12 protein-coding genes are annotated in these 13216 nt (G+C 69.2%); 3 read left to right on the top strand and 9 right to left on the bottom strand.

Annotation, left to right across the window (positions count from 1 at the left end; genetic code table 11):
• Positions 1-32 precede the first annotated feature (32 nt).
• Both KSF81_RS20950 and KSF81_RS20945 read right to left on the bottom strand, forming a co-directional pair.
• Positions 33-1154 carry a radical SAM protein gene (locus tag KSF81_RS20950; protein WP_217380607.1) on the bottom strand — a complete coding sequence of 374 codons (1122 nt, stop codon included), beginning with the start codon at positions 1152-1154 and terminating at the stop codon, positions 33-35.
• Positions 1155-1194: 40 nt separating this feature from the next.
• Positions 1195-1527, bottom strand: coding sequence for a hypothetical protein (locus KSF81_RS20945; protein ID WP_217380606.1), 333 nt, complete (start codon positions 1525-1527; stop codon positions 1195-1197).
• A gap of 734 nt (positions 1528-2261) precedes the next feature.
• Here KSF81_RS20945 and KSF81_RS20940 point away from each other — a divergent pair.
• Positions 2262-3452, top strand: coding sequence for a diguanylate cyclase domain-containing protein (locus KSF81_RS20940; protein ID WP_217380605.1), 1191 nt, complete (start codon positions 2262-2264; stop codon positions 3450-3452).
• A gap of 32 nt (positions 3453-3484) precedes the next feature.
• Here the strand turns inward: KSF81_RS20940 and KSF81_RS20935 are convergent, their stop codons facing one another.
• The 6 genes from KSF81_RS20935 to KSF81_RS20910 form a co-directional block, all read right to left on the bottom strand.
• Positions 3485-3769 (bottom strand): hypothetical protein, encoded by a 285-nt coding sequence (locus KSF81_RS20935; RefSeq protein WP_217380604.1) that lies wholly within the window; start codon positions 3767-3769, stop codon positions 3485-3487.
• A 77-nt stretch (positions 3770-3846) separates the two neighbouring features.
• Positions 3847-5040, bottom strand: a complete 1194-nt coding sequence (locus tag KSF81_RS20930; protein WP_217380603.1) for an acetate/propionate family kinase — start codon at positions 5038-5040, stop codon at positions 3847-3849.
• Positions 5037-5930 (bottom strand): alpha/beta hydrolase, encoded by an 894-nt coding sequence (locus KSF81_RS20925; protein WP_217380602.1) that lies wholly within the window; start codon positions 5928-5930, stop codon positions 5037-5039. Before KSF81_RS20925 ends, KSF81_RS20930 begins: the two co-directional genes overlap by 4 nt.
• Before the next feature lie 26 nt (positions 5931-5956).
• A complete protein-coding gene (locus KSF81_RS20920; RefSeq protein ID WP_217380601.1) occupies positions 5957-6841 on the bottom strand; it encodes a PPK2 family polyphosphate kinase in 885 nt (294 codons plus the stop codon).
• A 44-nt stretch (positions 6842-6885) separates the two neighbouring features.
• On the bottom strand, positions 6886-8109 hold the full coding sequence (locus tag KSF81_RS20915; RefSeq protein ID WP_217380600.1) for a nitrate/nitrite transporter: 1224 nt from the start codon (positions 8107-8109) through the stop codon (positions 6886-6888).
• Between the two features lie 8 nt (positions 8110-8117).
• Positions 8118-9032, bottom strand: coding sequence for an endonuclease/exonuclease/phosphatase family protein (locus KSF81_RS20910; protein ID WP_217380599.1), 915 nt, complete (start codon positions 9030-9032; stop codon positions 8118-8120).
• A 230-nt stretch (positions 9033-9262) separates the two neighbouring features.
• Here KSF81_RS20910 and KSF81_RS20905 point away from each other — a divergent pair, with 230 nt between their 5' ends.
• Positions 9263-11140, top strand: a complete 1878-nt coding sequence (locus KSF81_RS20905; RefSeq protein ID WP_256444274.1) for an MHYT domain-containing protein — start codon at positions 9263-9265, stop codon at positions 11138-11140.
• A 250-nt stretch (positions 11141-11390) separates the two neighbouring features.
• Positions 11391-11771, top strand: a complete 381-nt coding sequence (locus KSF81_RS20900) for a response regulator (protein WP_217380597.1) — start codon at positions 11391-11393, stop codon at positions 11769-11771.
• A gap of 182 nt (positions 11772-11953) precedes the next feature.
• On the opposite strand, the gene KSF81_RS20895 is transcribed toward KSF81_RS20900, so the two are convergent.
• Entirely contained in the window at positions 11954-12931 is a 978-nt protein-coding gene (locus tag KSF81_RS20895) for a manganese catalase family protein (protein ID WP_217380596.1), read from the bottom strand.
• Positions 12932-13216 lie beyond the last annotated feature (285 nt).

The raw sequence follows: 13216 nt of genomic DNA, 5'->3' as shown, positions 1-13216 counted from the left end.
GGGACGAATACGGCCATCGGCGGTATGCGCCCCTACATGACGCCTTCCAGCAACTGTGCATCGGCGCGGAGCGGCTTGCGGTTGATTCGGTTCGCGGCCGAGAGCACGCGCCATACGCTGCGGAAATAGCCACTCTCTTTGGTGGCCGAATTCCGGTGCGGCAACAAGGCATTGCGGGTGTCCAGCCTGCCGACCGTCAAGGCACCGAACTTCCTGGGGCTATGCTCTATGCGCTGCGCAGCCGCCGTTCCTGGCTGGATCGAAAAGCGATTGACCATCACCCTCTCCAGGTATGGCTCGTGCAGCGCGAGGAACTCAGCGGTCTTACGGATGTCGGCCGCGGTTTCGCCTGGATAGCCGATGATCATCGTTGTCCGCACGCTCAGCCCGGCCTTGTGGGCATCCTTCAGGAACCGGGAGGTCCGTTCCAGGTCGGTCCCTTTCGCCATCGAGTTCAGGACGTGCTGACTGCCCGATTCCAACCCGGTCGTCACTCGCACCAGCCCGGCGGCCCTGGCTGCGCGCAATTCGTCAAGGCTGAGGCCATTCTCTCCGCGGCCGATATGGACGGAGGCGGTCCACCGCGCACCCGGCCTGCGATGCGGCATTCGATCAAGCAGGGCGCGCCATACCTCGAGATCGGAGTTCAACTTCAAGTCCAGCATGACGAACAGATCGGCGTCGTGCTTCCTGCCCTGGTGTTCAATCTCGTCCAGGACATTTGCGGGCGAGCGGGACCGGTAGGTGCGCCCCGCGACGGTCGAAACATCCGAGCAAAACGTGCAGACGCCCCAGCCGCAACCTCGGCCCGCCATCATCGGGATGATTCGTCTGGGGTAGAGATGCCAAGGGAAGTCCGAGTAGTCGGCGAAGGGCAGGCTGTCGAGATCCTGCAACGGCGGCGCGACCTGTCGCACGCCCGTCGCCGGTGTCCAGATGCCGGGTAAAGCAGGAACGTTTTGCCCGGTGGCCAGCGCCGCGACTATCGTCGGAATGATGCGTTCCGCTTCGGCCGCAACCACGACCGAAATGCCCGGGATATCCAGCCAGGTCCGCGCGATTGTCGGCTCGTTGAAGTAACTCCCGCCAACCACCACAGGAATGCCGATGGCCCTGCAAATCCGGGCGATTTCAGCTGCGACTTCCAGATACATCGTATAGGCCGAGATCAGGACGACACGCGGCAGGGCTGTTTCAAAAATTTTTCTGCAGCGAAGCGGTGATCAACCTGTTCGACCTGGCGCTATCGGGCCTGACCAGCGCGGCTGCGCGAGCGCGGAGGGTCCGCAGGCCTTCGCTCTCGGCAACGCCGGTATAGAAGCGCAGCATGGCATCGACATGGCCGAACCGCCCGGTCCTGCCTGCTCGCGCAAAGCCCCGCACGCCGACGGTCAGAGGCGAGAATACAGAAACCGACCAATGCTCGCGCCTGAGCGCCGCGACCAGCAGGCCAACCGGAATCGTCGGATAACAGGAGAAATTATTGAGATCGACGATGAGAACGTCGGTCGAAGCAACTGCTGTCACGTTCGGATCTGGTCCAGTTCGCGTTATCGGTGCGGTGGAGCAAGGCGGTACAGGTGGGGCATCCGAAGCGCCGCAATGAGTGGGAATGAGCGGGCAGCCTGCATGCCCTTGGCGGCTGATAGAAAACCACCACCCATTCTTCAGCCATCGCGCGAATTCCGGCTTTGTACATGATCGTGCCGCCTCCGACAAGAGTTCGGCTCGCGCCCTGGGAGGGGCCGCCCCGCCGGCTCCGGTCAGCATGGCGAGGCGGATCGGCGGGTCAGGGTCTGCGGCATCCTCAATGGCGGCCGATTCGGTTTCCGTTGCAACCGTTCCATGCGGGAATGCAATCCGGATGGGTTCTGAAGTGCCGCTCCGTTAATCAGGCGGCGGCGATGGAGCCGCGCGGATCATGGCCGAAGCCGCTGCTGGAACCGTGGATTTCCAGTCGGGCCTGGACCGGCACGATGAAGGAGCACGGAAGTGGCGCGTTTCACCACCCTGAGGCGCCCGGAAGGGCGGAAGGCATCCCCGAATGCGCCTTGACGGCTTGCTCACGATTCTGTGATTAAGCTACAAAAGAGGTGCGAATTCATATAACCATCTATCCATGGTAGGTATCCATCAGCGAATTGCGCGCAAATGGATGCTGCCTCGCGCCGCACTGCACCGCACCGTCCCAACCCGATCCGGAGGCGGTGGAGGTGCGGGCCAGGGCGGCTGCGGTGTGACTTGAGGGCTGAGAAGGCATCATGACGGAATCGCGTGTTTTCTCGCATTTCACGATCAGGACCGACGCCGCAGGGCGGGCCTGTGCCGTGTTCCATCTGCTGGTTCCGGAATGGCGGACCGAGATGGATGCCGATGGATCCTGCCGTTCCGTCGCGGTATCCGAGAGTGTCTTCGACGCGGCAAGCCTGGCGGCCAGGATCGCCAATCTGGCGCGCCAGGGGCTCGACCGATCGGTGTCGGAAGCCGCTCTCCAGGCGCTCCACGACGTCCAGGGCAGGGTGCAGGCCGCCCCGCCGCCCCGCGCCGCCTTCTCCCTTGCCGCCGTGGCCGAGGCCGCCAGCGACCTCGTTCTGGTGACAAGGGCCGATCCCGCTGCGCCCGGCCCGGTGGTACTCTATGCCAACCCGGCCTTCACCCGGCTGACAGGCCAGTCGCCGGAGGCCGTGGTGGGCAGCAATTGGCGCCTGCTGCTTGGGCCGGGCTCCGGCGGTGAGGCAGCGAAGGGCCTGGAAGCGCGGCTCGCGGCCGGCGCCGAGGCGCAGGCTTGCATTCCCTGCCGTTCCAGCACGGGCGAAGCGGTCCGGGTGCAGCTTCGGGTGGCGCCGATGCGCGATCCGGTTTCCGGGGCGATCACCCATTTCGCCTGGATCGGCCGCGTCCTGGCCGCCGATGGCGCCACCCCGCAGCAACAGGCGGACCGGGACGGCACGACCGGCCTGCCCGACCGGGCGGCGCTGCTGCGTGCCGTCGAGGCCGAACTGGGCGCGCCGGTTGCGTCGCGCAGCCGGGGTCCCTGCCTGGCCCTGTTCTCGATCGATGGCCTGGAGGAGATCAGCCGCCGCTTCGGTGAGGCGGCCGGCGCGGCGGTCCTGCTCGGGGTCGCGGACCGGCTTGCCGAGAATGCCAGGCGCGCCGATGTCGTGGGCCGGACCGGCGAGGGGGAATTCGGCATCCATATGCGCGGTGTCGCGCTGCGGGATGCCGAGGCGGCCGCTAGGCGCCTCTGCTGCGCCGTGGCGTGCGCTGCCATCGAGACGCCGGCGGGGCCTTTGGCCGTGACCGTCAGCGCCGGGGTTGCCGAGGCGCGGCGGGAAGGCGGGCCGGATGCCGCCGCAACCACGCTGGCCCGGTTGCTGTCCGACGCGGAAGCCAGGCTCCGCGCCGCCGGGCGGGTGGTGCCGCAGCCTGCGGAGGTCGTCGCCACGCTGTGATCGCCCGGAAGGCCTGATCCGGGGCGACCGGTTCAGATGAACTGGCCGCGCAGGAAGCCCAGCGCCGGCAAGGGGGTCCATTTCCGGGGCAGGTCGGCGCGGCGGATCGGCGCCACGCTGTAATAAGGCACCGGCTGGCGGGAGCGGAGGAGGAAATCCTCATAGGCCTGGACCTGCTGCGCCCGCCAATTGCGGTCTTCCAGCGCCGCCGCGCGGCTGCGGAATACCTCGGCGACGCGCGTATGGCGCCCGAGCGTGGCAAAGACGGCCCAGAGCGTGTCGTCATCGCCGCGGCTGACGCTGACAAGATCCCTCACCAGCCCTGGATGGCAATCGGCGCGGCCGGCGTCAAGCGTCGCGATGCCGCTGCGCCGGCAGAGGTGAGCAATCGGGCTCAGGCCCTGGCCAGGGTGGCCAGGATATGCTCGGCAATCATCCTTTCCTCGTCCGTGCGGCGGACCAGGACCCGCACCGGCGCGCCCGCTACCGAGATCTCCGCCGCATCAGCCGCATTGCGGCCGGGGTCGAGCCGGATGCCCAGGAAGTCCAGCCCCTCGCAGATCCGCCCGCGCAGCGCGGCCGCATTCTCGCCGATGCCGGCGGTGAAGACCAGCGCGTCGATCCCGCCGAGCGTCGCCGCCAGGGCGCCGATCTCGCGCCGCACCCGCCAGGCGAAATGGGAAAGCGCCCGCGCCGCTTCCGGCCGCGCACTGGCCTCCAGCTCGCGCACATCCTGGCTGAGGCCGGACATGCCCTTGAGCCCGGCATCGTTGTAGAGCAGCCGGGTGAGGGCAGCGGTGCCCATCCCCTCCGCCTCCAGCAGGTGCAGCAGCACGCCGGGGTCGATCTGGCCGCAGCGCGTGCCCATCGGCACCCCGTCCAGCGCGGTGAAGCCCATGCTGCTGTCGAGGCTGCGGCCACCCCGGACGGCGCAGAGGCTGGACCCATTGCCGAGATGCGCCACCACCAGCCGCCCGGCGCCGAGCGCCGCATCCTCGGCGGCAATCCGGCGGCTGATGTATTCATAGGACAGGCCGTGGAATCCGTAGCGGCGGATGCCGCGGGCATGGAATTCCGGGGGCAGGGCGTAGGTATCGGCCTCCCAGGGATGGCTGCGGTGGAAGGCGGTGTCGAAACAGGCAAGCTGCGGCACGCCGGGGAAGCGCGCCGCCATGGCCTCGATGCCGGCCAGGTTGTGCGGCTGGTGCAGCGGTGCGAGCGGCACCAGGGCCCGAAGCCTGGCCAGCACCGCCGCATCCACCAGCACCGGCGCGGCGAGATCCGGCCCGCCATGCACCACCCGATGGCCGATCGCGGCGATGCGCCGCCCGGCCAGCGCCTGGCCGGTGCCTTCCAGGATGGCGGCGAGGGCGGCGGCATGGTCGGCGACATCCGGCCCGCTCCAGCGGCGATCCGCCAGCACCCGGCGGGCCGCATCATGGGCGATCAGGTGCGGGGTGGCGCCGATGCCCTCCATCTGGCCGTCGAGGCGGGTTTCCGGGCCGGCGGCGGTGGCCTCGAACAATCCGAATTTGATCGAGGAGGAGCCGGCATTGAGGACCAGGATCGCATCGCCGGTTCGGATCATGGGCCAGGCAACCTCGCGGAATTGGGCTCCGCCCGAGGCCCCGGCGCTTCCGCCACGGCATCGGCCAGGAAACCCGTGATATCCCGCAGCACCGGCCCGCCGGCCAGGCCGGCCGCCCGCACCGGCGCCGCCAGCGCTGCGACGATGCCGATATGGCCGAGGCCGGGATAGAGCACCAGCCGCACCCGGGTACCCGCGGCGCGCAGCCGTTCCGCCAGACCAAGCGATTGTTCGGGCCGCACCGTCCGGTCGGCCTCGCCATGCAGGAGCAGCATGGGCGGGGCGCCGCGAAGCGCCGCTTCTTCGGGCAGCACGGCCAGGCGGCCTGCGGGGGCAGGGGCGAAGATGCCCAGCAGCGGCTCCCGCTGCGGCTGGAAATGGAACGGGGCCGCCAGGGCGATGCAGCCGGCCAGCGCCTCCCGTCCGCCCGGCAGCCCCGCCACCGCCAGCCAGCGCGGGTCGAGCGCCAGCGCCGCGGCGATGAAGCCGCCGGCCGAATGGCCCATCACGAAGCAGGGCCCGGCAGGGGCGCCCGCCGCCCGGCCCGCCGGGCCGCGCAGCCAAGCCAGTGCCGCCGCGCCGTCCTCCAGGAAATCCGGCCAGCGCGCTGCCGGATGCAGGCGGTAGTCGGGCACCGCCACGGCGTAGCCGCGGGCCACCAGCGGCTGCGCCAGGAAGCGGTAATCCGCCCGCTCGCCGCTTTCCCAATTACCGCCATAGAAGAACACCACCAGCGGTGCCGTCGCGGCGCCTTCCTTCGGCAGATGGAGGTCGAGGCGCTGCCTTGGCCCCGCCCCATAGGCCAGGCCGCGGGAGAGGCTGTAGCCGCCTGGCGTCAGCGCATTCGCCAGCCCGACCGGCGTGCAGCCGCCGAACAGCGGCAGCAGCATGGGCAGCAGGGCGCGACGCGCCAGGGTCAGCCCTCCAGCGCCTGCCGCGCCAGTTGCAACTGCGCCCGGTCCTGCTCGCTGATCTCAGGGTAGTGCAGGCCGAGATCCTCCAGCGCCGCCGCCAGCGCCTCGGCCACCACCAGCCGGGTGAACCATTTGTTGTCGGCCGGCACCACATGCCAGGGCGCATGCGGCGCGGCGGTGGCGCGGATCGCCTGTTCATAGGCGTCCTGGTAGGCATCCCAGTGGCTGCGCTCGACGACATCCTGGGCGCTGAACTTCCAGTTCTTCTCCGGCTCCTCGATGCGCTTCAGGAAGCGGCGGCGCTGCTCCTCCTTGCTGAGATGCAGGAAGAATTTGAGGGTGATGACGCCCTGCCGCGCCAGGTAGCGCTCGAAGGCGGCGATATCCTCCAGCCGCTCGTCCCAGATGCGCTCGCCACGCAGCACGACGGGCAGTTTCTGGCGCTCCAGGATTTCGGGATGGACGCGGGGGACCAGCACCTCCTCGTACCAGCTCCGGTTGTGGATGCCGATCACGCCGCGTGCCGGCAGGGCCGTGACATGGCGCCAGAGGAAGTCGTGGTCGAGTTCCACCGGGCCTGGCGCCTTGAAGCTGGTGACATGGCAGCCCTGCGGATTGACGCCGCTGAAGACATGCTTGATGGCGCCGTCCTTGCCGGCCGCGTCCATCGCCTGGAAGATGCAGAGCACCGCCCAGCGGTCCTGGGCATAAAGCATGTCCTGCAGGGCGCTGAGGCGCTCCACCCCTTCCTGCAGCAGCGCCGCCGCCGCCCGCTTGTCCGTTGTGAGGCCCGCGGTATCCCCGGGGTCCCGGTCTTCCAGGCGGAAGCCCTTGCCCTCCTCCACCCGATATTGCGCCAGCAGCTTGCGGCGCTGCTTCACATCCATGCCCTGTGCCCTTTCGTCTCAGGCCGGCACCTGCCGACGTAGCTTCAGGCCGGCACCTGCCGGCGGGGCGCCGCCATCAGCCAGAGCACGGTCAGGCCCTGCAGCAGCAACGTCAGGCCCAGTGCCCAGGAATAGCCATCCGCGCTCCAGCCGCCGCCCGGCGCGCGCGGCCAGAGGTCCAGGATCACGCCGATCAGGTTCTGCAGCACGAAGACCAGGGCCAGCATGCTGCCATTCAGCGCCGTCGTCACCCGGCCGGTGAGTTCCGGTGGGAAGCGCTGCGCCAGCGCGGCATAGACCACCGGTCCGCAGGAACCCGCGAAGGCGAAGCCGAACCACAGCGCATGCAGCAGCAGCGGGTTCCGCGGCTGGGTGATCAGCACCGCCTGGAACACCGCCATGGCGGCGATGCCGAGGAAGGGAATCAGCATCGGCTCGATGCCGCGGGCCTGCGCCGCCGAGGCCGCCTGGCCGGTCAGCAGGTGCCCCGCCATCATGCCGAGCGCGTAGCAGAGCAGCACCGAGGCGCGCGCCACGTCCCCGAGCCCCGCCACGTCCCGCAGCCATGGCCCGGCCCAGAGCCCCTGATAGGTGAAGACCAGGCCCGAGAGCAGCGCCATGGCCGGCATGAAGCGGCGGAATTTGGGATGCGTGAAGATGCGGCCGAGTCCGGCGATCTCGGTGCCGAGCCTCCGGCGCTGCGGCGGCCTGGTTCCCGGCGGCGCCAGCGGCGCGGAACGCCGGATCCACAGCGCCACCAGGCAGGACAGCACCGCCAGCCCGCCGAAGATGCCGCGCCAGCCGAGCAACGGCAGCATCGCCTGCACCGGCACCGTGGCGGCCAGCCCGCCGGCCGCGCCGATGAAGACCGCCGCCCCCGTCACCGCCGCCAGGCGCTGCGGCGGATACCACTGCACATGCGCCTTCATCACCGCGATCAGCGCGCCGGCGATGCCGATGCCGAATCGGCCCGCCGCGAGCCAGCCTGGCCCGATCGCCAGGGCGCAGAGCCCGAAGCCGCCCGCCGCCACCAGCGCCAGCACGGTCTGCACCCGCCGCGCACCATGCAGGTCGATCGCCAGCCCCACCGGCAATTGCGCCAGCGCATAGGCGGCGAAGAACACTGCCGCCAGGGCGCCGAGACCGCTGGCCGAAAGCCCGAATTCCAGCGCCAGGACCGGGCCGAGCAGCGCCACCACGCTGCGCGAGGCCTGGTTGATGAACCCCATCGCCGCCAGCGGCAGGGTGACGCGGCGGAAGACGCCCATCGCCGCGGTCAGGGCAGCCGCAGCCGCAGGCTGACCGGGCAGTGATCCGAGAGGCGGTCGCGCCATTCCGACCCGCGCTCGGCATAGACCATGACCCGCAGGCTGTCCGGCAGCCACCACCCCCGCGCCTCGCCGCCGAGCAGGATGTGGTCCACGAAGGGCCGGCCACCGCGCGCGCCGGACCAGCAGGGATTGGAGGTGCCCTCCGTCGCGCGGGTCAGCGGCGCCTCCCGCGTCAGCTCCCGCAGCATCATGTCCTCGGTGCTGCCGAGGCGGCGGTTGAAATCCCCCAGCACGGCGAAGCCGCCACCTCCCCGCTGCCGCGCTGCCACCCAATCCGCCAGCACCGCGGATTGCCGGCCGAGGCTTTCGCAATCCTGGCCCTGCTGCGGCTGCATCGGCGCATCGCGGCAGCCGGCCTTGAGATGGATCGAGAGCAACCGCAGCCGCCGCCCGGCTACCTCCACCGTGATGTCGGTGCCGCGGCGGAGCGAATGCCGGGCGCGGGGCTGGAGGTCGAGCCCCTCCAGATCGGCGTTCTGCGTGACGCGGAGGCCGCGCCGCACCGCGAAGCCGGCGCGCTGCACATCCGCTTCGCGGGGAAAGAAGAAGGCGTAGACGCCCGGGTCGAAGACGCGCGCCGCCGCCTCCGGGCCGTCCACTTCCTGCAAGGCGATCACATCGGCATCGAGCCGGCTGGCATAGCCGGCCAGCAGGGCGAAGTCACCGGGCTGCCGTGGGGTGACGTCGCGCGGCAGGGCGGGGTCGCCGGACGGGCGCAGGGTGAGCCAGGCCAGATTCCAGGTGGCCAGCTTCAATTCTGTGCCGGTTGCGGCGGATGGCGGCGCGGTCCCTGGGGCAAGCAGCGGCGCGACCGCAAAGGCGGCGAGAAGCAGGAGCAGGGCAGAGATCGCTTTGCGCATCCCGCCAACTTGCCGGCCGCACGGCCTGCCGCCTAGGGTCCGTGACTGAACTGGTTGGCTGCCTGCTCCTGCCGCACGGCTCCAGCATTAAATCCTGTGGCAAACAAGGATGGCGAGTCCGGGTTTCCGGGCGGGGCGGGGAACCTTCCACCCACCTCATTGGTATTTGAATTCATACACGTTATGGTTGTGATCTATCAGGACTACACCACAACCAGTCGATCACAACGATGCATCATCTCCACAGCACGCATGATCCCGTCCTCGTTTCGCTCTCCATCGCGATCGCCGTTCTGGGTTCGTGGACTGCCCTCGACCTGCTGCGCCGCGTGCGGGCCAATGCCGGGGCCGCGCGGCGCTGGTGGCTCGGCGGGGCTGCCATAGCCACAGGGGCCGCAATCTGGTCGATGCATTTCGTGGCGATGCTGGCCTACGACATCGATATTGCAGTGCGCTACAACTTCAACCTGACGGCCCTGTCCTTCCTGCTCGCCATTGCGGCAACCGCCAGCGGCTTCGCCCTCGTGAGCAGCCCGGCGGCATCGCCCGCACCAGGACGGATCGCTTTCGCCGGCATCGCCATGGGGCTCGGCATCTGCCTCATGCACTATGTCGGGATGGCCGCGATGCGCCTTGCCGCCACGCCATCCTATGATGCCATGCTTGTGGTGGTCTCAGGCCTGGTCGCGGTCGGTGCTTCGACCCTGGCGCTCATGCTGGCGCTCAGAGACCGGCCCGGCTTGCCACGTGCGATCAGTGCCCTGGTGCTGGGTCTCGCGATCACGGGGATGCATTACACGGCGATGGCGGCCGTCTCCTTCAGCCCCACGCTCCAGGCCCGGTCCGGCGGCATCTCGGACATCCCGGCGCAGGCCTTGGCCATCGGCATCGCCGCCTGCACCCTCCTCCTGCTTTCGCTGGCGCTGACGGCGGCGATGTTCGATCGCCGCCTCGAACTCATGGCATCGCGCGAAGCGGAAGCCCTGCGCCGCAGTGAGCAGCGGCTGCGCGCCATCCTCGGCCAGATGCCGATCGGCGTCATTGTCGCCGATGCCGCCTCGGGCAAGGTTGTCCTCTCGAATCCGGAGGCGGAGCGGGTCCTGGGGCACCCACTGGGGCACATCCCGGATTGGCATGCCTATACCGAGAGTTTCGGCGGGCTCCATTCGGATGGCAGGCCCCTGACGGCGGACGAGTATCCGCTGGCGCGGGCCGTCCTCCGGAGAGAGAGGGTCGACCGTGAGCCGCTGCTCTACAGGCGAGGCGACAGGTCGGTCGTGCATCTCGAGGTAAGCGCCACTCCGGTGCGCGACGATGACAGCCAACTGGAACTCGTGATCGCGGCGTTCCAGGACGTCACCGCGCAGGTGCAGGCCGAGCAGGCCCTCCGGCGCGCGCAGCGGCTCGAGGCGATGGGTCAGCTCACCGGAGGCGTGGCGCACGATTTCAACAACCTCCTGATGGTGGCTTCGGGCAATCTGCAGCTCCTTACACGGCGAACCTCGGACGAGGTTCTGCTGCGTTTCGCCCGCGGCGCCATGGATGCCACCCGGCGCGGGGCCGATGTCACGCGACGCCTGCTTGCCTTCGCGCGGGAGCAGCCGCTCGATGCGGTGCCGATCGATCTCGCCGTATTGCTGCCGGACATCACCGAGAATGTGCTCTCGCGCACCCTGGGCGGCACGGTGCGCGTCAAGACCGAGGTCGAACCGGGGCTCTGGCCCGCGCTCGCCGATCGGGGCGAATTGCAGGCAGCGCTGCTGAACCTCGCCATCAACGCCCGCGATGCCATGCCGGGCGGCGGAGAACTGACGATCTCGGCCGGGAACGCCGGAAGCGACGCGCTGCCGGATGGCATCCGCGGCGACCTGCCTCCCGGGGACTACGTTGCCGTATCCGTCTCCGATACCGGCTTCGGGATGGCGGAGGAGGTCGCCGCCCGCGCCTTCGAGCCGTTCTTCACCACGAAGGACATCGGCCGCGGTTCGGGGCTGGGCCTGTCGCAGGTCTATGGGTTCGCGCAGCAGTCCGGGGGGGGCTGTTGCGATCAGCACCCGCCCGGGCAACGGCACCCGCGTGACCGTCTGGCTGCCGCGGGCGCCCGATGATGACCAGAACATGCAGTGGCCGCTTTCCGTAATCGAGGGACGAGTGGCATGACTGCCCGGCGATTGGTGGCGGCCGCGAGCGGCCAGCCCGAATCCCCACTGAGTGGGAGACCCGGAGGCACGGTTGCCGCGACGCCGCATTGCCCCGCGGTTCCCCCCTCTGCGTGTCGTACTCGGCGGCTGCCAACTCCCTTCTTCCATGCCGGCGGGGCAGCGGGGCCCGGCTGCCGAGCCCAAGCCTCCCGGGGGGGTGGACGGGACAGCGCTTGCGGGCCGCGTCGCGCTCGTCGTGGACGATGAGCCGATGATCCTGGAGATCCTGGCGGAGCACTGCGCATCGCTCGGCATGAAGGTGTCCGAGGCTGCGGATGGCGAGGGCGCCCTCAGGCTGGTCAGTACCCAACCGGAGATCGAGGTGCTGGTCACCGACGTCCGAATGCCCGGGCTTGACGGCCCGGCGCTCGTGGAGCGCGCCCTTGCGCTCCGGCCCGAGATCAAGGTCATCTTCGTGACGGGCTATACGACCTACCGAAGCTCCATCTGGCCCATCCTGCGGAAACCCTTCGACCTCGATGAGCTGGAGGCGGCGCTGCGCCGAGCCCTGATCCAGGAAAACCAGGGGCCGGAGTAGGAGCTACTTGTCATCCATGACACTCCGCTGTGATCCCGCTTTCACGGATCACGGGGGTGATGGGATGCGGCCAGCGCCATGGCGGTGCCAAACGATAGCACGGCCTCGTGCAGGCCGGGGAGCTACAGGCGCGGCGGCCGCGAGTGCCGGTCCCGAGCCGGGCCCGGCACATGGGCCCCGGTTCAGGCGCGGCTTGGCGTTCCAGGGGCGGCCAGAGTCTCCTGCGGATAGTCGGACCACTGCTGCGTTCCCGACGGCGTCGCGGACTTCACCTCGCCGCTCCGAATCTGGCTCAGCTTCACTTCCACCGCCGCCATCTGATCGCGGGTATGCTTCGTGCCTTCCGGTTGCCGTCCGGTTTCCCCCTGCGTCTCCACAACATCCTTCGCGGGGTCCTGGACATAGGCCCAGTGCTCGCCCTTCGGCCAGGGTCCCTGGCCCTCGTTCCACGGCCCGCGTGCATCGGCGCCGTTCGACATGTTGAAGTAGGTGTGGGTGAAGCGCGGGTCGCCCTGCAGCACGCCTGGCGGGAAGTTCGGCTGGATGGTCTCCAGCGCGGCGCCGAACATCTGGAAATGCGCGATCTCGCGGGTCATGAGGAAGCCCAGGGTCTCGCGGACATGCGGATCGTCCGTGAACTTCATCAGGTACTCGTAGACGATCTTGGCGCGGCTCTCGGCCGCCATGTCGGAGCGCAGGTCCACCGTCAGGTCGCCATTGGCATTGATGTAGGCGCCGGTCCACGGCACCCCCTGGCTATTCGTGACATTCGGCCCGCCGCCGGACAGCACCAGGAATTGCGGCGCGGTCAATGCCGCGTGGATCAGTTCCTCCTTCGCGGTCGTGCCGCCGCTCGGGAGGCCGCAGATCGGGTTCGCCTCGGCTGCGTTCTTCAGTTCGCCGTTTACGCCGTCCAGCAGCATGGTGATCGTCGCGCCAACGATCTCGAGATGGCTGAATTCCTCGGTCGCGATGTCCATCAGCAGGTCGTATTTGTCGGGATAGGGACGGCGCGCCGCGAATGCCTGCGTGAAGTACTGCATCGCCGCCTTCAGCTCGCCATTGCCACCGCCGAACTGCTCCAGCAGCAATGCGGCGAAGCGTGGATCGGGGCGGGACACGCGCGCATTGAACTGCAGCTCTTTCGCATGGTGAAACATCTGGACGGTTCTCCTGCCGGGCGCCTGTTCAGCGCCGGGCCAGCAAACGTGCTCCCGGATCAGGGGGTTGCTTGCCCCAGCGCATCGGGAAGGCGGTGCCTCCTGGGCTTGTTGAGCAGGCTCCGCTGCGCGTCCCAGCCTTGTTGCTGGCGTCATGAGGGCCAGGGGCGGCACCGCCGCCATCCGGTCTGGCCCATCGGGGCGATCCGCCGCCGCGGGAAGGCACGCCCACTCAGTGCCGGCTGGCGCCTTCTGCGCCGGCATGTCCGGCCGGAACGGGCAGGT

It is taken from the genome of Siccirubricoccus sp. G192 (assembly GCF_019084075.1).
In the GTDB taxonomy this organism is placed as follows: domain Bacteria; phylum Pseudomonadota; class Alphaproteobacteria; order Acetobacterales; family Acetobacteraceae; genus G192.
The sequence above is the reverse complement of the archived record's forward strand: the minus strand, read 5'-3'. Positions and strand labels throughout refer to the sequence as shown.

What these genes read in the sequence shown, in the direction of transcription:
- KSF81_RS20915 (WP_217380600.1), bottom strand. Translation starts at nt 8,109, where the DNA reads ATGGGCGTCTTCCGCCGCGTCACCCTGCCGCTGGCGGCGATGGGGTTC.
- KSF81_RS20950 (WP_217380607.1), bottom strand. Translation starts at nt 1,154, where the DNA reads ATGTATCTGGAAGTCGCAGCTGAAATCGCCCGGATTTGCAGGGCCATC.
- KSF81_RS20895 (WP_217380596.1), bottom strand. Translation starts at nt 12,931, where the DNA reads ATGTTTCACCATGCGAAAGAGCTGCAGTTCAATGCGCGCGTGTCCCGC.
- KSF81_RS20925 (WP_217380602.1), bottom strand. Translation starts at nt 5,930, where the DNA reads ATGCTGCTGCCGCTGTTCGGCGGCTGCACGCCGGTCGGGCTGGCGAAT.
- KSF81_RS20930 (WP_217380603.1), bottom strand. Translation starts at nt 5,040, where the DNA reads ATGATCCGAACCGGCGATGCGATCCTGGTCCTCAATGCCGGCTCCTCC.
- KSF81_RS20940 (WP_217380605.1), top strand. Translation starts at nt 2,262, where the DNA reads ATGACGGAATCGCGTGTTTTCTCGCATTTCACGATCAGGACCGACGCC.
- KSF81_RS20905 (WP_256444274.1), top strand. Translation starts at nt 9,263, where the DNA reads ATGCATCATCTCCACAGCACGCATGATCCCGTCCTCGTTTCGCTCTCC.
- KSF81_RS20910 (WP_217380599.1), bottom strand. Translation starts at nt 9,032, where the DNA reads ATGCGCAAAGCGATCTCTGCCCTGCTCCTGCTTCTCGCCGCCTTTGCG.
- KSF81_RS20920 (WP_217380601.1), bottom strand. Translation starts at nt 6,841, where the DNA reads ATGGATGTGAAGCAGCGCCGCAAGCTGCTGGCGCAATATCGGGTGGAG.